At 71.9% G+C, this 18,469-nt stretch carries 12 protein-coding genes; 4 read left to right on the top strand and 8 right to left on the bottom strand.

Annotated features, from left to right (window positions below):
* Positions 1 to 86 precede the first annotated feature (86 nt).
* A complete protein-coding gene (locus ACIBNA_RS05590) occupies positions 87 to 1,502 on the top strand; it encodes a Tat pathway signal sequence domain protein (protein WP_399163976.1) in 1,416 nt (471 codons plus the stop codon).
* 46 nt (positions 1,503 to 1,548) lie between these two features.
* On the opposite strand, the gene ACIBNA_RS05595 is transcribed toward ACIBNA_RS05590, so the two are convergent.
* The 6 genes from ACIBNA_RS05595 to ACIBNA_RS05620 all read right to left on the bottom strand — a co-directional run bounded on the left by ACIBNA_RS05595 (position 1,549) and on the right by ACIBNA_RS05620 (position 8,918).
* Positions 1,549 to 2,325, bottom strand: a complete 777-nt coding sequence (locus ACIBNA_RS05595; protein WP_399163977.1) for a carbonic anhydrase — start codon at positions 2,323 to 2,325, stop codon at positions 1,549 to 1,551.
* Between the two features lie 166 nt (positions 2,326 to 2,491).
* Complete coding sequence (gene katG, locus ACIBNA_RS05600; protein ID WP_399163978.1) at positions 2,492 to 4,717, bottom strand: catalase/peroxidase HPI; 2,226 nt, start codon at positions 4,715 to 4,717, stop codon at positions 2,492 to 2,494.
* A gap of 51 nt (positions 4,718 to 4,768) precedes the next feature.
* Entirely contained in the window at positions 4,769 to 5,206 is a 438-nt protein-coding gene (locus ACIBNA_RS05605; RefSeq protein ID WP_274821755.1) for a Fur family transcriptional regulator, read from the bottom strand.
* 178 nt (positions 5,207 to 5,384) lie between these two features.
* Complete coding sequence (locus ACIBNA_RS05610) at positions 5,385 to 6,425, bottom strand: HpcH/HpaI aldolase/citrate lyase family protein (protein ID WP_399163979.1); 1,041 nt, start codon at positions 6,423 to 6,425, stop codon at positions 5,385 to 5,387.
* 223 nt (positions 6,426 to 6,648) lie between these two features.
* A complete protein-coding gene (locus ACIBNA_RS05615; protein WP_399164332.1) occupies positions 6,649 to 7,854 on the bottom strand; it encodes a CaiB/BaiF CoA transferase family protein in 1,206 nt (401 codons plus the stop codon).
* 140 nt (positions 7,855 to 7,994) lie between these two features.
* Positions 7,995 to 8,918 (bottom strand): LysR substrate-binding domain-containing protein, encoded by a 924-nt coding sequence (locus ACIBNA_RS05620; protein WP_399163980.1) that lies wholly within the window; start codon positions 8,916 to 8,918, stop codon positions 7,995 to 7,997.
* A gap of 180 nt (positions 8,919 to 9,098) precedes the next feature.
* Between ACIBNA_RS05620 and ACIBNA_RS05625 the strand changes: the two genes are divergently transcribed.
* Positions 9,099 to 10,436, top strand: coding sequence for a CitMHS family transporter (locus ACIBNA_RS05625; RefSeq protein WP_399163981.1), 1,338 nt, complete (start codon positions 9,099 to 9,101; stop codon positions 10,434 to 10,436).
* A complete protein-coding gene (locus ACIBNA_RS05630; protein WP_399163982.1) occupies positions 10,433 to 12,541 on the top strand; it encodes a 3-hydroxybutyrate oligomer hydrolase family protein in 2,109 nt (702 codons plus the stop codon). The genes ACIBNA_RS05625 and ACIBNA_RS05630 overlap by 4 nt, the downstream gene beginning before the upstream one ends.
* A 126-nt stretch (positions 12,542 to 12,667) precedes the next feature.
* Here the strand turns inward: ACIBNA_RS05630 and ACIBNA_RS05635 are convergent, their stop codons facing one another.
* Complete coding sequence (locus ACIBNA_RS05635) at positions 12,668 to 13,555, bottom strand: hypothetical protein (RefSeq protein WP_399163983.1); 888 nt, start codon at positions 13,553 to 13,555, stop codon at positions 12,668 to 12,670.
* 190 nt (positions 13,556 to 13,745) lie between these two features.
* On the opposite strand from ACIBNA_RS05635, the gene ACIBNA_RS05640 reads away from it, so the two are divergent.
* Positions 13,746 to 15,191, top strand: a complete 1,446-nt coding sequence (locus ACIBNA_RS05640; protein WP_399163984.1) for a glyceraldehyde-3-phosphate dehydrogenase — start codon at positions 13,746 to 13,748, stop codon at positions 15,189 to 15,191.
* Between the two features lie 54 nt (positions 15,192 to 15,245).
* On the opposite strand, the gene ACIBNA_RS05645 is transcribed toward ACIBNA_RS05640, so the two are convergent.
* Entirely contained in the window at positions 15,246 to 18,413 is a 3,168-nt protein-coding gene (locus tag ACIBNA_RS05645; protein WP_399163985.1) for an RICIN domain-containing protein, read from the bottom strand.
* Positions 18,414 to 18,469 lie beyond the last annotated feature (56 nt).

Below are 18,469 nucleotides of genomic sequence, written 5' to 3' on the forward strand. Positions count from 1 at the left end.
TCTCCTTTCCCGCCGGGGCGTTGACCCGCCCCGAGGGCCCCAGCACAATGAGCGGCCAGTGCTGAGAGCGCTCTCAAAGGAGATCCATGACTGGCAGACAAGGCCCGGCGCTGAGCCGGCGTTCGCTCATCGGTGCGGGCCTCGGCATCAGCGCCGCGGGGATCGCCGCGGCAGGCTCCGGACAGGCCCTGGCGGCCGGTTCGGACGCCGCCGCCGGTTCGGACGGTGCCGGCCCGCTGTCGGCCCCGGCCCGGGGACGCGCCTTTCTCGCCGCCGCCATGGATGCCTATCCCGGCCACGGCAGCATCCGCCTGGCCCAGAGCTACACCGACCAGGCGGGCCTGTTCAGCACCGCGTTCACGTACGACAACGCCCTGGCGATCCTGGCCCACCTCGCGGCCCGGAGGCCGCAGAGCCTGACCAGGGCGACGGCCTTGGGCGACGCCCTGCTCTACGCGCAGTCGCACGACCCGGCGTACGACGACGGCAGGCTCCGGCAGGCCTACAACGTAGGGCCGTACACCTTCTACGACGGCTCTGTGCAGCCCGACGGCTTCGTACGGGCGGACGGCACCGCCAACGTCGGTACGCAGTTCGGCTTCACGGGCACGGCGGTGGGTGACATGGCCTGGGCGGGAATCGCGCTGAGCGCCCTCGCCCGCCGTACCGGGGCGGGTCGTTTCCTGGCCGGTGCCGTGCGGATCGGCGAGTGGATCGAGCGGACCGGCCGTACCGACGAGCCGCTCGGCGGCTACAAGTTCGGGGTCGACGGGGCGAATCAGAGGCTGCCGTTCACCTCGACCGAGCACAACACCGACCTGGTGTGTCTCTTCGGCCGGCTCGCCCGTCTCACCGGTGACCGGGTGTGGCTGGAGCGACGCGGGCGGGCCGAGGCGTTCGTGAAGCGGATGTGGGAGCCGGCCGGAGGTTTCTTCTACACCGGCACCAACGACGGGGTGACCGTCAACAAGTCCCCGGTTCCCGAGGACACCCAGACCTGGACCCATCTCGCGCTCGGCTCCCGCACGGGTGGGTACGCCCGTTCGCTGGACTGGGCCGCGGCGGAGCTTGCCGTCCGGGACCACGCGGGCCGCACGAACAGCACGGTGCCCGCCGGACAGTCGTACGAGGGCGTCACCTTCAGTTCCGCGAGCCTCGTGGCGAACGAGGACGCGCCGATCGCTGAGGGCCAGCCCAAACCCGACCGCAACGGTGTGTGGTTCGAGGGGACGGCTCATCTCGCGCTCGCTGTGCGGGACCGTGGGAAGCGTGGTGCCGAGGCGCGCGCCCGGCGGCTGATCGCCTCGATCGAGCAGGCCCAGGACCTGCTGGGCGGCGGTCAGACCGTCGGCGGCAAGGCGCTGCCCGAGCGGGCCGGGGTGGTGTCCGCGAGCAGTCCGCTGGACACCGGGTTCGGCTTCGGCTACTACCCGTACCGGCACACGGGCGCGACCGCCTGGTACCTGATGGCGGCGGCGCGCTTCAATCCGCTGCGGGCGTGACGGGTAGGCCCGGCCCGCTGTGGCATACAGCGGGCCGGGTCGAGCCTCAACCGACGCGGTGGACCGCCTGGTTGGTCAGTTCGTAGCGGGCGCCGACGATCGCCAGCGCGCCGGCGCTGATCCTGGCGGCGAGGTCGGGCTCAGCGGCCAGCCGGGAGCGGACGAGGCGGACGTTGGCGTCGACGGTGGCGTCGATCCGCGCGTCCCCGTCCACGGTGTGGTCGATGGCCGGGCTTATCTGGTCGGCCAGGTACTGGATGTGGGCGGGCAGGCGCCCGCCGGAGCGCTCCGCCTCGACCGCGGCACGCACCGCGCCGCACGACTGGTGCCCGAGCACCACAACCAGCGGTATGCCCAGTTCCAGGACGCCGTAGGCAATGCTGCCGAGTACGGCCTCGTCCAAGACCTCGCCGGCGGTGCGTACGGTCATCAGGTCGCCCAGACCCTGGTCGAAGACCAGCTCCGGGGGCACGCGTGAGTCGATGCAGCCGAGCACGACCGCGAAGGGGTGCTGGGCGGTGGTCAACGTCTGCCGGGTCGCGGGGGTTTCGTGCGGGTGGCGTTCGCGGAAGGCGCGCCAGCGGCGGTTGCCCGCGGCCAGTTCCGCGAGGGCTTCCTGCGGGGTGCTGGGCCGCGGCCCGGCGGCGGGGGCGCTCTTGACGGCGGTGGCCGGGCGAGCGGCTGTGAGGCCGAGGGCTGCGGCCCCGGTCAGCGCGGTGCGCAGGAGCGTGCGGCGGACGGTGCCGCCTGTGGTCGGCCGTGGACCGGCGATGGGGTGCGGTTCAGGGCCGGCGCCTCTGTGAGCGGTGGCAGATGAGTTCACGACCAGAACGTATGCCCGGATCCGGGTCCGACCGCGGTTCTTGCCGTTTCATGGTGAGAGTTGGGTAAGTGATGCTCTTACCTTGAACAGTCTTTGACGATCTCCCAGAGAAAGCGCGGGACGCCCCGGGCCGGCCGGCCCGGGGCGTCCTGTCAGGCGGGTGTGATCAGACCAGGTCGAACCGGTCCAGGTTCATGACCTTGACCCACGCCGCGACGAAGTCGTTCACGAACTTCTCCTTCGCGTCGTCGCTCGCGTAGACCTCGGCGAGCGCCCGCAGCTCGGAGTTCGAGCCGAAGACCAGGTCGGCGCGGCTGCCGGCCCACTTCACCTCGCCCGTGGCGGCGTCGCGGCCCTCGAACGTGGTCTGGTCCTCGGAGGTCGCCTTCCACGTCGTGCCCAGGTCGAGCAGGTTGACGAAGAAGTCGTTGGTCAGCGAACCGGGCGTCTTCGTGAGCGCGCCGAGCTGGGACTGCTGGTAGTTGGCGCCGAGAACGCGCAGGCCGCCGACCAGGGCGGTCATCTCGGGGGCGCTCAGGGTGAGCAGGTTCGCCTTGTCGAGCAGCAGGAACTCGGCCGGCAGGCGGTTGCCCTTGCCGAGGTAGTTGCGGAACCCGTCGGCGGTCGGCTCGAGCGCCTCGAAGGACTCGACGTCGGTGTGCTCCTCCGTCGCGTCCACACGGCCCGCGGCGAAGGGGACCTCCACCTGGAAGCCGGCTTCCTTGGCGGCCTTCTCGACGGCGGCGGAGCCACCGAGGACGATCAGGTCGGCCAGGGAGACCTTCTTGGCACCGGAGCCGGAGTTGAACTCCTGCTGGATGCCTTCCAGGACCCGCAGGACCTGGGCCAGCTCGTCGGGCTCGTTGACCTCCCAGCCGCGCTGCGGCTCCAGGCGGATACGGGCGCCGTTGGCACCGCCGCGCTTGTCGCTGCCGCGGAACGTGGACGCCGAGGCCCAGGCGGTGGACACCAGCTGCGAGACGGACAGATCCGACTCGAGGACCTTGGTCTTCAGGGTCGCGATGTCCCCGGCGTCGATGGCCTCGCCCTCGGCCTCGGGCAGCGGGTCCTGCCACAGCAGGGTCTCCTCCGGGACCTCCGGGCCGAGGTACAGCGACTTCGGGCCCATGTCACGGTGGGTCAGCTTGAACCAGGCGCGGGCGAACGCGTCCGCGAACTCCTGCGGGTTCTCGTAGAACCGGCGGGAGATCGGCTCGTAGATCGGGTCGAAGCGCAGCGCCAGGTCGGTGGTGAGCATCTTCGGGCGGTGCTTCTTCGACGAGTCGTGCGCGTCCGGGACGATCTCCGGGGCGTCCTTCGCCACCCACTGGTTGGCGCCGGCCGGGCTCTGCTCGAGCTCGTACTCGAACTCGAAGAGGTTCTTGAAGAACCCGTTGCTCCACTGGGTCGGCGTCGAGGTCCAGGTGACCTCCAGGCCGGAGGTGATGGCGTCCCCGCCCTTGCCCGTGCCGTAGGTGCTCCTCCAGCCCAGGCCCTGCTCCTCCATGGAGGCGGCCTCGGGGTCGTCGCCCACGTGGTCGGCCGGGCCCGCGCCGTGGGTCTTGCCGAAGGTGTGGCCACCGGCGATCAGGGCGACGGTCTCCTCGTCGTTCATCGCCATACGGCGGAACGTCTCACGGATGTCGCGGGCCGCGGCGATCGGGTCCGGGTTGCCGTTCGGACCCTCCGGGTTGACGTAGATGAGACCCATCTGGACCGCGCCGAGCGGGTTCTCCAGCTCGCGGTCGCCGGTGTAGCGCTTGTCGTCGAGCCAGGTGGTCTCGGGGCCCCAGTAGACGTCCTCCTCGGCCTCCCAGACGTCCGCGCGGCCGCCGGCGAAGCCGAAGGTCTCGAAGCCCATCTGCTCCAGGGCGACGTTACCGGTGAGGATCATGAGGTCGGCCCAGGAGATGCTCTGGCCGTACTTCTTCTTGACCGGCCACAGCAGGCGGCGGGCCTTGTCGAGGTTGCCGTTGTCCGGCCAGCTGTTGAGCGGGGCGAAGCGCTGCTGGCCGGCGCCGGCGCCGCCGCGGCCGTCGCTGATGCGGTAGGTGCCCGCGCTGTGCCAGGCCATACGGATCATCAGGGGGCCGTAGTGGCCGAAGTCGGCCGGCCACCAGTCCTGCGAGGTGGTCAGCACCTCGGCGATGTCCCGTTTCACGGCCTCGAGGTCGAGGGCCTTGAACGCCTCGGCGTAGTCGAACTCCTCACCGAGAGGGTTGGCCACCTCGGGGTTCTTGGCAAGGATCTTCAGGTTGAGGCGCTCCGGCCACCACTGACGGTTGCCGCCACCCTGGGTCGGGTGCAGGGCGCGACCGTGCGCCACCGGACAGCCGCCGCTCGTCTCCTCCTGCTTCGGGTCGGTGACGATCGCGTCGTGGTTCTCAGTCATGGAAATCCTTCCGGACGGGGTGGATCACGGTGCTCGGGTGGATCACATCGCTCAGGAACTGCGGGCGGTGGAGCAGGCGGGGCACAGGCCCCAGTAGATGACCTCGGCCTCGTCGACGGCGAAGCCGCGGTCGTCGGACGCGGTCAGGCAGGGGGCGTGGCCGACCGCGCAGTCGACGTCGGCGACGGTCCCGCAGGACCGGCACACGAGGTGGTGGTGGTTGTCGCCGACCCGTCCCTCGTAGAGGGCCGGGCTGCCGGGTGGTTCGAGGCGGCGTACGAGTCCGGCCGCGGTGAGTGCGTGGAGCCCCTCGTACACGGCTTGGACGGAGATGTGGCCGACGCGGCCGCGTACCTCGGAGGTGATCGCCTCGGCGCCGAGGTGATCACCGTCCCGCACGGCCTCGAGCAGTGCGACGCGGGCGGCCGTCACTCTCAGGCCGGCACCGCGCAGCTCCTCGGCGGTGGTCGGGTTCCGGGATGCGGTCATGGCGGACAACCTATCCGCACAAACACGAGCGGTTCAAGAAAACTAACGGTTCAATTTTGGTGTCGCGCGGGTGCGGCCTGGTGTGACGCGGGTGCGGCTTGGTGTGGCGCCCTTGATGGCACACTGTGAGCTCCGTCACAGCACCATGATCGCGCTTCGGTGCGGTGGCGGGATGGTGTCAGCCGTGTCCGTGTCGCGCCAGCACCGCACGTGCCGTTTCGGCCATGGCCTCGTCGACCATCCGGCCCTCGAAGGTGAGGGCGCCGACGCCGTCGCGCTGGGCCGACTCCACGGCTGCGACGAGGCGTGCGCAGCGGTCGAGCTCTTCGGGGGTGGGGGCGAAGACCTCGTTGATCACGGGGACGTGGGTCGGGTGGATGGCCATCATCCCCTCGTAGCCGAGGGCGCGGTTCTGCTCGGCGAAGGCGCGCAGGCCCGTCAGGTCGGTGATGTCCGTCCACAGTCCGGTCACCGGGCACGGCGCTCCGGCGGCCCGGACGTCGAGCAGGACGCGGGAACGGAGGGCCAGGGTCTCGGTGCCCTGCGGGCTCCAGCGGTAGCCGACGGCGCGTTCCACGTCGCCGCCGGGTGCGGTCAGGGCGCCGGTGTATGCGACACGAGGGGTCGCGGCGGCGATGTCGTAGGCGTCGTGCAGGGCGCGGGCCGACTCCAGCAGCGGGACGAGGATCGTCGTGCCGACGGGCAGGCCGTGTTCCTGCTCGCACCAGCCGATCAGACGGTCCGCGAGCCGTACGTCGGCGGCGGTGTGCACCTTGGGCAGGACCACCCCGGCCAGTCCGGGGCGTACGACGGCACGCAGTTCCTCGGCGGCGGTCCAGTCGTCGAGCGGGTTGACGCGGACGAACAAGGCCATGCCGCCGGCCGGTTCCGCGGCGGCCTCCGCCAGGGCCTCGGCCACCCGGGCGCGGGCGAGCGGCTTGTCGGGTCCGGGAACCGCGTCCTCCAGATCGAGCACGGCGGCGTCGGCCCCGGCCGCGCACGCCTTGGGCAGCCAGTCGGTGCGGTGGCCGGGGACGAAGAGGAGGGAGCGGAGTGGGGGCCGGGGTGGGGTTGTGGGGTGGGGCTCGTGGGTGGTGAGGCGGGGCTCGTGGGTGGTGGGCGTGCGGGCGGTGGCGGTGGTCGGCGGGCGCGCCTCGCCGGTGGCAGGCGCGCGGGCGCCGCCGGTCACAACCGGACGCGCCTCGCCGACGGCAGGCACGCAGGCCTCGCCACCGCCAGGCGCGCGAGCCGCGCCGGGCGCAACCCGACACACGTCGTCAGTGCCAGGCGGCCGGGAGACGTCACTGACAGCCGGGCCCGCCTCACCAGCGCCAGGAGCGCGGGAGCCCCCGATCGCAGGCGCGCAGGCCCCGCCGATCGCAGCCGCACGCACCTCATCGGCGCCAGGCGCGCGGGCGGCGTCGGTGGCGCGGATGCGGGATTCAGACGACATCGTTCTGCTCCAACTCGGCCAGTTCCTGGTCGCTCAGCCCGAGCCAGTCCCGGTACACGAGGTCGTTGTCCTGCCCCAGCGCGGGGCCCGTGCGCCAGATGCGGCCGGGGCGTTGCCGGAAGTGCGGGATGACCGCCTGCATGCGGACGTCGCCCAGGTCGGGGTCGTCCACGGTGACGATGTCGCCGCGCTCGGCGTAGACCGGGTCGGCGGCGATGTCGGCCGCGTCGAACACCCGGGAGGCCACCACCTCGGCGCGGGCGAAGGCCTCCAGGCACTCGGCGGCGGTGCGGTCGGCCACCCACGCCCGCAGGCCGTCGTCCAACTCCCCGCGCCGGGCGTGCTGTTGCTCGGACGTGGCGAACTCCTCCTCCGGCAGGCCCAGCAGCCGGGCCACGTTGCGCACCGAGCGCAGGGTCGCGGAGGTCACCGTGATCCACTGCTCGTCGCGGGAGCGGTAGGTGTTGATCACGGCGGCGGGCGCGACCGCCAGCTGGTTGCCGGAGCGCTGCGGCACGGTTCCCAGCTGGTCGTGGACGATGACCTGCCACTCCACGAGCCGGAACAGGGGCTCGAACAGGGCGAGGTCGATCCACTCACCGTCGAAGCCCGGGTCGTGGTCGCGCCGGTGGAGGGCGGCGAGGACGGCGTAGGCGCCCATCAGGCCGGTCACGGCGTCGCCGTGCGAGAAGCCGGTGTGGACGGGCGGCCCGTCGGGGGAACCGGTCAGGTGGACGACGCCGCTGCGGGCCTCGCCCATCTTGCCGAAGCCGGGGGCGTCGGCCTGGCTGGAGGTGGCACCGAAGCCGGAGATCTGGAGCAGGACGGCCTTCGGGTTGATCCGGTGCACGGACTCCCAGTCGAGGCCCCAGCGGCGCAGGCGCCCGGCGCGCAGGGTGACGATGACGACGTCCGCCCAGGCGACGAGGCGGTGGGCGACCGCACGGCCCGCCTCGTGGTGCAGGTCGAGCGTGACGGAGCGCTTGTTGCGGGCGGCCACCTTGAACCACAGCGGAACACCGTTGCGCCGGGGCCCCATCGCGCGGGCGGCGTCACCGGCGCCCGGAGGTTCGACGTGGACCACGTCCGCGCCCTGGTCGGCGAGCATCGAACCCGCGAGCGGGCCGGCCACCACATGAGCGAACTCGACCACCTTCAGCCCGCACAACTGCCCCTGCCCGGTGGCGTTCGGCATGTCCTTGTCCCGCACGGATGCGTCCCCTCGGCTCAGCTGGTCCGGTTCTTCAGACTGCCGAGGCGCAGAAATGCCTGTCCAGCAAAAGAACACCATCAATCCATGCGCCCTGCGCATGAATGGGGGTTCTCGACGGCGGTTCAGGCCCAGGAGACTCCCGGCGGCAGGTCCCTGCCCTGGGCGCGGAAGTCCTCGAGTGTCTCCAGAAAGTGCTCGGTGACGCGCGGGAGGCTGCGGCGTGCGCGCAGGGCGATGTCGAGGCGCCGGTCGACCACGGGGTCGACGAGCGGCCGGAACACGAAGGGCCCGGTCCCCAGCAGGGGCAGCACCAGGGCGGGCAGTGCGCTCACGCCGAGGCCGGCGGCGACCAGTCCGCCCACCGTGGCGACACTGCCGGCCTCCGCCGCGGGCACGGCCTGCGCGTCGACCTGGCCGAACGCGGCGTCCGTCAGCCGCCGTACGCTCGAGTCGCGTCCGACGGCGAGGAACGGCTCGCGGGCCAGGTCCGCCCAGCCGATTTCGTCGCGGGCGGCGAGCGGATGGTCCTCGCGCAGGACCGCGACGAAACGGTCGCGCACCAGCGGCCGGTGCTCCAGCCGCTCGGGCGGCACACCGACCGTGGTGATCGCGAAGTCCGCGTCGCCGGACAAGACCCGGTTCAGCACGGCCCGTTCCAGGCCGTCCAGCAGGCGTACGGCCACGCGCGGCCGGTCCCCGCGGAAGCCGGAGATGACCTGCGGAAGCAGCACCGCGGCGACCGAGGGCAGGGTCGCGACGGCGACCGTGCCGGACTCGCCGAGCAGGAAGCGGTCCAGTTCCTTCATCCCGGCCCGGTGGGCGCCGAGTATCTGTTCGGCGATCCGTAGCGCTTCCGTACCGGCGGCGGTCAACTGCACGTTGCGTGTGTCGCGTTCGAGCAGTTGGGCGCCGACCTGCCGCTCCAGCTCGGCGACCGCCCGGCTGAGCGAGGACTGCGAGACGCCCAACTGGGCGGCCGCCGCGGTGAAACTCGTCGCCCGGGCGACGGCCGCGTACGCCGTCAGTTGACGCAGGGTGGCATCCATGGCCGGGAAGCGTACGTCAGAGCGGGCCGATTGATGCGTGGATCGCATGGACAGATGCCGGTTTGATGCTGGACATGGATCACCCGGCGCTCGGACACTCTCGGCTATCCCCGTACGCCCCGCTACGCCCCGCTCTCCCCGACGCGCCGGGGAGAGCGACCCGAGAAAGCGAGCGCCACCATGCCGGCAGCCCTGGGCTTCGCCACGATCGCGCTGTTCCTGTTGCTCACCATGACCAGACGCGTCTCGGTGCTCGTCGCGCTGGTGGTGCTTCCGGTGCTCGCGGCACTGGCGGGCGGGTTCGCGGGCGAGCTGGGCGGGATGGTGCTCGACGGGCTGTCGAAGGTGGCGCCGACCGGCATCATGATCGCCTTCGCCGTTCTGTACTTCAGCCTCATGGTGGACGCGGGTCTGTTCGATCCGCTGATCCGCGGTCTGCTGCGGCTGGCCAAGGGCGATCCGCTGCGCGTCACCGTCGCCACGGCCGTCCTCACACTGTGCGTGGCCCTGGACGGCGACGGGGCCTCCACGTTCCTCATCACCGTCTCCGCGCTGCTGCCCGTCTACCGCAAGCTGGGCATGAGTCCGCTGGTGTTGTCCGGTGTCGTCTGCCTGGGGGCGGGCGTGATGAACATGATTCCCTGGGGCGGGCCGACGGTGCGTGCCATGGCGGCGCTGAAGCTGGAGAGTTCGGACGTCTTCACACCCGTGCTGCCCGCGATGGGGCTCGGGATCGCGTGGGTTCTGGTGGCGTCCTGGCTGATCGGCCGCCGGGAGCGGCGGCGTCTGGGCGCTCTGGCCGGGCCGGGTGAGGAAGCCGCCACGGGCGAGCCGGTTCCCGGACCGGCCCCGGCGCCCGGTGACGGGCCGGGTGCCGTCCGGGTCGCGGCGCCCGTGCCGCTCTGGCTGACCGTCTTCAACCTGCTGCTGACCCTCGTGCTCCTCGTGGCGCTGATCCTGGAGGTCATGCCGCTGCCGGTGCTGTTCGTCCTCGGGTTCGCGGTGGCTCTCCTGGTCAACCACCCCACGTGGGAACAGCAGCAGGCGCTGCTCGACCGGCATGCGAAGAACGTCGTCCTCGTGACCACGATGATCTTCGCGGCCGGCGTGTTCACCGGGGTCCTGACCGGGACCGGGATGATCGACGACATGGCCGAGGCGCTCGTGTCCGTGATACCGGACTCCCTCGGCGGCCATCTGCCGGTCCTCGTGGCCGTCACGGGCATGCCGCTGAGTCTGGTCTTCACCCCGGACGCCTACTACTTCGGTGTCCTGCCCGTCCTCGCCGAGACGGCCCACGGCTTCGGCACCGACCCGGCCGAGGTCGCCCGGGCCGCCGTCCTCGGCCAGATGACGACGGGTTTCCCGCTCAGCCCGCTCACCGCCGCCACGTTCATCCTGGTCGGCATGAGCGGCGTCCAGCTCGGCGAGCACCAGCGCTTCATCTTCCGCTGGGCCTTCGCCACCACGCTCGTGATGACCGCCGGTGCCGTCCTGACCGGCGCCCTCTCCCTGTGACGGAGGATCGGCATGCCCGCCCGCCCCCGCAGTTGGTCCCGCTGCTGCTCGCCGTGTCGCTCGCGACCTCCGCCCTGCCCGGGGCCACCGCCCGTGCGGACCGGGGCAGCGGTCTGCCGTCCTTCGTCGGTTCCGTCACCTCGCGCACGTACGACGGCCGCGACGACGACCTGCTCACCGCCGGGCTCGGTTTCCCGAGGCTGCGCCGTGCCACTGCCCCGGCCGTGGCCGACCCCGCCCGTCCCACGCCGGCCGAGCTGCGGCGGTGGGCCGTGTGGGCCGCGGCGGGGCTCTCCGGGAGCGACGCGGGCGGGCTGGGACGGCTGTACGGGCCGAACATCGGCGCCGACGGCAGACCGGTTCCCGGTGACGGGAAGGTCGCGGGCACGCAGTACACCGCCACCGTCGGCACGGGCGCGCGGAGCGTCGGTTTCGTCGTCCAGGTTCCCGCGAATTTCGACCGCGCACGGCCCTGTGTCGTGGCCGCGCCGGCGACCGGTCTGGCGAACGTGTACAACGGCGTCGGCGGCGCGGGAGCCTGGGGACTGCACCACCGCTGCGCTGTCGCCCTCACCGACAAGGGCATGGGCCCGGCCTTCCACGACCTGCACTCCGACACCGTCATGGCCACCGACGGCACGACCGGCCCCCGCCCGCGGACCGGCCCGCGGGCGGCCTTCGACAGCGGGCTCGACGACAGCGCACGCCGCCGCTACGACGCGCGCCGGCCCTACCGGGTCGCCTTCAAGCAGGCGCACTCCCGGCAGAACCCCCAAGCCGGCTGGGGACGCGACGTACTGCGCTCGGTGGAACTCGCCCTCGCCCTGCTCAACCGCGACTGGCGGGAGGGCGCACCCGCCGCCGGGTACACGCCCGCGACCACGACGGTGGTGGCGGCGGGCGTCTCCAACGGCGGTGGGGCCGCCGTCGCCGCCGGCGAGGAGGACCGGCACGGCCTGATCGACGCGGTCGTCGCTTCGGAGCCGCAGCTGAACCTCGCCCCGCTGCGCGGCGTCACCGTCGAGCAGGGCGGGCGGCGGGTGCCGAACGCCGGGCTGCCGCTCGTCCGCTACGCGTCGCTGGCCTCGCTCCTCCAGCCGTGCGCGGTGCTCACCGAGCCCTCGGCGCCGGGCTACTCGTCCTTCGATCCGCGAACGGCACGGCGGCGCTGTTCGGACCTGGTGGGCGACGACCCCCGGCTGATCCTGCGGAGTGACGCCGAGCGCGCCGGAGTGCGCGGGCTGCCGACTCTGGCGCAGCAGGCGCTGGTCCGGGCCGGGTTCCAGGCGCGGTCCGCGTACTTGCAGGCCTCGCACTACGACCCGCAGACGCCCGTGTCGTACGAGATGAGCCTCGCCCGCGCCTCGGTCACCGACGCGCTGTGCGGCTACAGCTGGGCGGCGGCCGGCGCCTCCGGCCGCCCCGCTCCCTACACCCGGGCCCAGCTCGCCGCCGCCTACGCCACCAGCGGCGGGCGGGCCCCCTCCCCCGGCACCCTCGTCGACGACGACTCGCTCGGCGGGCCGGTCGCCGACCGGCAGTCCGTCGGACCGGACGGCACACCCGACTACAACCTCGACGGCGAGCTGTGCGCCTACCGGCTCGCGTTCCCCGGCAAGGCCGCGACCCTCAAGGAGCGGGCGTGGGCACGTCGGGTGGGCCAGGGCCTCGACGCGACCCGGCGCGCCGGCGACCTGCATGGCAAACCCGCCCTGATCGTGCACGGCCGCGACGACACACGGGTCCCAGTCAGCCACGCTTCCCGGCCCTACCTCGGGCTCAACTCCCGCGCAGAGCACGGCAGAAGCGCGCTGTCCTACCTGGAGATCACGCACGCCCACCACAGCGACAGCACCGCGCCCGGCTACGACAACCGCTACGTCCCGCTCGGCTTCTACTTCCAGCAGGCACTCGACCTGATGTCGGCCCGGCTCACCGAGGGCCGTCCGCTGCCGCCCAGCCAGGTCGTACGGACCGTGCCGCGCGGGGGCGAGCCCGGCCACGCGCCCGCTCTCACCCGGGCCAACGTGCCGCCCGTCCCGGCGTCGCCCGCACCCGGGGACCGCATCCGAGTGCGGTCCGGAGCGGTCCAGGTGCCCGACTGACACCCGCCCGCCCCACGAGAACCGGCCCGCCCATCGGTCGTCCGACGAGCCCGCCCATCGGTCGTCCGACGAGCCCGCCCATCGGTCGTCCGACGAGCCCGCCCATCGGTCGTCCGACGAGCCCGCCTATCGGTCGTCCGACGAGGTCAGGCGTTCGACCTGGGCGGCGGCCGTCGCGGCTTTGCGTTCGGCTTCGCGGACGCGGCGATCGGCCGTGCGCGCCCGTTCCCGGGCCGACCGCTCGGCGAAGCGGGCCTGCTCGTGCTCCTCCCTGGTGCGGGCGAGTTCCTCGCTGAGCTCGCCGACGCGCCGCTGGAGGCGGTCCACCTGCCGTGTCGCCTCCTCCGCGGCCCGGCCGGCGGCCACCGCCTCGTCCCTCAGCGCACGCAGCTCACGGGCGACGGCCTCGGCCTCCCGCCGTGCCTGGGCCAGCCGCCGCCGCTGTTGCTCGTCGGCCTTGCGGTCCGGGCGGGAGGGGACCGTCGCGGCGGATGGGCGGCGCTGTGTCCCGGCGCTCTCCGTGACAGCGCTCTCCGCGACGGCCGGGAAGCCGACGGCGGCGCTGAGCGGCTTGGTCAGCCGGCCGCTCGCCCATGCCCCGGCGGCCTCGGGATCGGCCAGGACGGCGTGCAGGGTCGTCTCGACCTCGCGCTGCACGCCTTCGCCGATCGGATGGCCGGCCTCGGCGGCGAGCTGCCGGACCTGAGCGGACAGGGCGCGGATGAGCGCGTGCTGCTGCCGGCTCAGTTCGCGCAGTTGTGTGCGGTCCAGGGCGCGGTGGGCGTGCCGTAGGCCTTCGCCCAGGCGCAGCAGGGGCTCGACATCGCCGGGCCGGCTGCGGACCAGGAGGTTGCTGGCCCAGGCGGCGAGGCTGGGTTTGCGTAACGCGCTGATCCGCTCGGCGAGTTCCCGGTCGCCGGCGGTGCGGGCGGCGGCCACGGCCGAGGAGCGGGCGGCGGTGAACTCCTCCGGCCGCAGGACGTACAACTCGTCGGCCACAGCGTCGAAGTCCATGAGCGTCCCTTTCGCGTGGGGGCTCTGTTCCGATTCGCGTGGAGCTCTGCTTCCGATCCTCCCAGGCGACGCCGTGAGGGGCTCGTGGAGCGGGGCCTTTCGGTGGCGGAACGCTTCGGAGGCACCCCGTTCATGATCCAGAAATCGACGGTTTAACATATGAGCGCCGCCTAGCTCGAAAGATGGATCTGTGACTGTCAACGACGACTCGTTCACCAACTGGAAGAACCGCGAGGAGATCGCGGAGTCGATGATCCCGATCATCGGGAAGCTGCACCGGGAGCGGGACGTGACCGTCCTGCTGCACAGCCGCTCCCTGGTGAACAAGTCGGTGGTCAGCATCCTCAAGACCCACCGGTTCGCCCGGCAGATCGCCGGCGCGGAGCTCTCGGTCACCGAGACGCTGCCGTTCCTGAAGACCCTGGCCGCGCTCGACCTCGGGCCGTCCCAGATCGACATCGGCATGCTCGCCGCCACGTACCGCGAGGACGACCGCGGCCTGTCCGTCGCCGAGTTCACCGCCGAGGCCGTCGCCGGCGCCACCGGAGCCAACAAGATCGAGCGCCGCGAAGGGCGTGACGTCGTCCTCTACGGGTTCGGCCGCATCGGCCGGCTCGTGGCCCGGCTGCTGATCGAGAAGTCCGGTTCGGGCAACGGTCTGCGGCTGCGGGCCATCGTCGTCCGGGGCGGAGGCGAGCAGGACATCGTCAAGCGCGCCTCGCTGCTGCGCCGCGACTCCATCCACGGCCAGTTCCAGGGCACGATCACCGTCGACGAGGCGACCAGCACGATCGTCGCCAACGGCAACGCGATCAAGGTCATCTACGCGAACGACCCGTCCGAGGTGGACTACACGGCGTACGGCATCAAGGACGCCATCCTCATCGACAACACCGGCAAGTGGCGCGACCGCGAGGGCCTGTCCACGCACCTGCGCCCGGGCATCGACAAGGTCGTGCTGACCGCGCCCGGCAAGGGCGACGTCCCGAACATCGTGCACGGCGTCAACCACGACACGATCAAGCCGGAGGAGCAGATCCTGTCCTGCGCCTCGTGCACCACGAACGCGATCGTGCCGCCGCTGAAGGCGATGGACGACGAGTTCGGGGTCCAGCGCGGCCACGTGGAGACCGTCCACTCGTTCACCAACGACCAGAACCTGCTGGACAACTACCACAAGTCCGAGCGCCGGGGCCGCAGCGCGCCGCTCAACATGGTCATCACCGAGACGGGTGCCGCCTCCGCCGTCGCCAAGGCGCTGCCCGACCTCAAGGCGAAGATCACCGGCAGCTCCATCCGGGTCCCGGTGCCGGACGTGTCCATCGCGATCCTCAACCTGCAGCTCGCGCGGGAGACCACCCGTCAGGAGGTCCTCGACTACCTGCGCGAGGTGTCCCTGACCTCGCCGCTGAAACGCCAGATCGACTTCATCAGTGCCCCCGACGCGGTCTCCAGCGACTTCATCGGCTCGCGCCACGCCTCGATCGTCGACGCCGGCGCCACCAAGGTCGAGGGCGACAACGCCATCCTCTACCTTTGGTACGACAACGAGTTCGGCTACTCCTGCCAGGTCATCCGTGTCGTGCAGCACGTGTCCGGTGTGGAGTACCCGACGTACCCGGCTCCGGCGGTCTGAGCCCTGGGGACGACGCGGGGCGTGTCCGGCTGCCACGCCCCGCGTTCCCATGCGTCAGGAGCGGGTCAGCTCGATCCTGTACTGCCGGGTCTTCGAGCCGTCCTCGCTGCTCACGGTCACGACGGCCACGCGTGATGTCTCCTCGCGGACGGTCACGCTCGCGTACGGGTCGCGCGGTGTGGCGGTGACCTTCGCCCGGTCCGGGCGGTCGGTGGTCACCCGGTAGCCGGTCCGGTCCGGGTCGAAGCCGCCGATCGCCACGCCGTCCACCTCGATCGACGCGGCGGCGGCATCCGAGGAGGCGCCGGGTGTCCGGGCGAAGAGCTCGATCTCCCCGAGGGTGATGTAGCCGCCCGGCCTGGCCGTCATGACCACACGTACCCCGGTCACCGGGCCGGAGGTGCGCACCGGGACGTCGGCGACGGGCGTGCCCTCGGTGCCGACGGGCACGGTTTCGCTCGCGTCGGTCCAGGTGCCGTCGGCCCCGCGCACCTGCACCTTGAGGGACTCCGCGAAGCTGACGTTGGTGCCGTCGCGGTGGAAGTGGGTCACGACCCGGCTCAGATCCCGTGCCTCGGGCAGGGTGAAGGTGACGGTGTCGGACGGGTTCTTCGTGCCGGACCTCCAGTTCGACCAGGCCTTCTCGGACGTGTTTCCGTTGCGCAGGCCCTCGGCGGAGTACCCGCTCTCGGTGTAGGTCGCGCCGACCGTCACGCCCTTGTCGGGCGCTGCGTTCCTCTCCCGGGGTGCGGTGACCTGGACGCGTACGGTCGCCGCCGCCTCGGCGCCGCCGGGGACGTGGGCGGTACCGCGCAAGGTCACCACTCCGGCGTCGTCGAACGCGCCGTCGGGTGCGGGGTCCCAGGTGACGGGAAGGTCGGCGGTGCCGCCGTGCCGTCCGACGCCGGTGACGGTGGCGGGCAGGCCGGGCCGTCCGCCGGTGTAGGTCTTGGCGCGGGCCGGGAGGGTGGAGGCGATGGTGTCCACGGTGACGACCGCCTCGGCGCGGACGGTCCGTCCGAGGGTGTCGGTCGCCCTGCCCTTCACCCGTACCGTTGCGGGCTTGCTCCAGCGTGCCTCGGAGGGCAGCGTCCACCGCACGGGGAGGGCGCCCCGTGCGCCGTCCCGGAAGACGGGTGTCACGGTGCCGGGCAGTTCGGGTACGCGGCCGGGAACGGTGAACGCCTTGGCCGGCTGGGTGCGCAGCACCGTCTCGTCGGTCACGGCCCAGCGCTGGTTCGCGTTGGAGGTGGGGAGGGAGGCCGAGACGCGGGCGCCGTCCGCCGTCGACTGTCCGACGACGTCGAGCAGTCGGCCCGTGGTGGCGTTGACGAAGGTCCAGCTGCCGTCCCCGGTGGTCGACATGATCCACTGCGCGGCCGGTGTGTCGGCGTCCTGCAGGACGGCATCGTCGTCCCGTACGGCGAGGCGTTTGCCCGTCTCCGCGTTGACGAGGGCGTAGCGCTCACGGTTGCCGTCCCCGCGGGTCAGCTGTTTCACGGACCACAGCTGGGACTTGGCGCCCGGGTCGGGCGTACGGACGACGACGCCCTCGCCGTCGGCGGACGGGGCCAGGGACTTGCCGCTCTGCGCTCCCTGGAGTCGGTAGACGTGGCCGGGCTGGACGAGCGCGGCGTCCTCGGCGGTGCCGGACACGCCGTCGACGAGGAGGGTGGTGACCGACTTCGCCGGAACGGTCACTGTGGCGGAGTCGTCCTTCACCTTCACGGGTGTGCCGCGGACGAGCGCTCCGCCGGTGCTGGTCACCACGGGTGTGACGGTGGCGCCGGGGGCGACGCGCTGGAACCGCGAGAGGTCCAGGGTGACGGCGCGCGGGGTCGTGCCGCTGTTGACGTGCACGACGGTGGCCCCGCGGCCGGACTTGCGTACGGCGGCGACGCTGGAGGGGTCGTCGGCCTTGACGAAGTGGTCGCCGGGCCGGATGTGGTGGGTGAAGTTGCGCAGGGTGTGGAACTTGGTGTTGGCCTTGATCGGGCAGGTCTCCAGGGTGTCCTTGGCCGTGCAGTTGAACGGGATGTGGATGCTGCCCCAGTTCTTGCCGGCCTGCGCCTGCGGGATGGAGTCCTCGACGGACTGCCACAACACCCAGGCGGACGGCTCCAGTTCGCGGATGTCCTCGACGACCCGGGTGGCGATGCCGAGCCCCGGTTCGATGCCGGTGAAGTCGGTGCCGGTCCCCCAGGTGCCCTCGACCTCGCTCATCCAGAACGGCTTGTCAGCGGCCTTGGCGCTGTCCCGGGCGCTGGTGCGCATGCCGGTGCCGTACGTGTGCACGTTGAGCTGGTCGACGGCGGCGCGGGCGGAGCTGTCGTAGGCGTTCCAGTTGCGCACGAAGGTGCTCGGGTTGGTCTCGTCCATCGCGGAGATCGTCGCGCGGGTTCTCGACCTCTCCAGTGCGCGGTGCAGGGCCAGGACGACCTTCTGCTGGAGCTCCGGGCCGGCGTGCGCGCCCTCCTGACGGCCGCCGGTGGGCTGTCCGTCGGGGCCGATCCGGGTGCCCCAGTAGTTGGTGTTGGGCTCGTTGAGCGGGGCGACGGTGTCGAACTTGATGCGGTGCTTCTTCTCCAGCTGCTCGGTCACCTTGACCAGGTAGGTGGCGAAGTCGTCGACGCGGTCGGCCCGTATCTGGTCGGTGTTGGCGTCGAAGCCGCCCGAGACGTAGCCGCTGACGGTCTGGAACCAGGGCGGCGAATTGCTGAACGCCTCCCAGCGGGTCACCTTCTTCTTGACGCGGTCCACCCACCAGCGCTGGCCCGGGTCGGCGGACCAGTCCCAGTGGTCGGGGTTGTCGGGGTTCCACCAGTCGGTGTCCTCCCTGGTGGTGCCCTCGGGGGCCTTCCAGAAGCCGTCCATCGTCGCGCCGACCTTCATGTAGTCCTTGCGGACGTCCGGGGCGTTGCCGCCGCCGATGTTGTAGCGCGCGATGTTGAGGCGGAGGCCGTCCTCGCCGAACAGCATGTCGGCGAGCTTCTGCCGGATGGGTTCCGGGTAGCGGCCGGTGATGTTGGCGAACCAGACGAGGCTCGTCCCCCACCCTTCGAATTCCTGCTGCCGGTAGGACGGGTCGATCCGTACCGTGACCGCGCTGCCGGACGGTTCGGCGGCGGCAGCAGCGGCAGGAGGCACGGTCAGGAGTCCCGCGCCGAGTGCAAGGGGGACGCCGACCGCCCAGACACGGGCGAGGCGATGTCTGCTGGACATGGATTCCCTTCGGGGAGTGAACAGAATCGCGCAGAACCAATCGAGCTTCCCGAATG

This window comes from Streptomyces sp. NPDC050164, assembly GCF_044459945.1.
Taxonomy (GTDB): Bacteria; Actinomycetota; Actinomycetes; order Streptomycetales; family Streptomycetaceae; genus Streptomyces; species Streptomyces coeruleorubidus_A.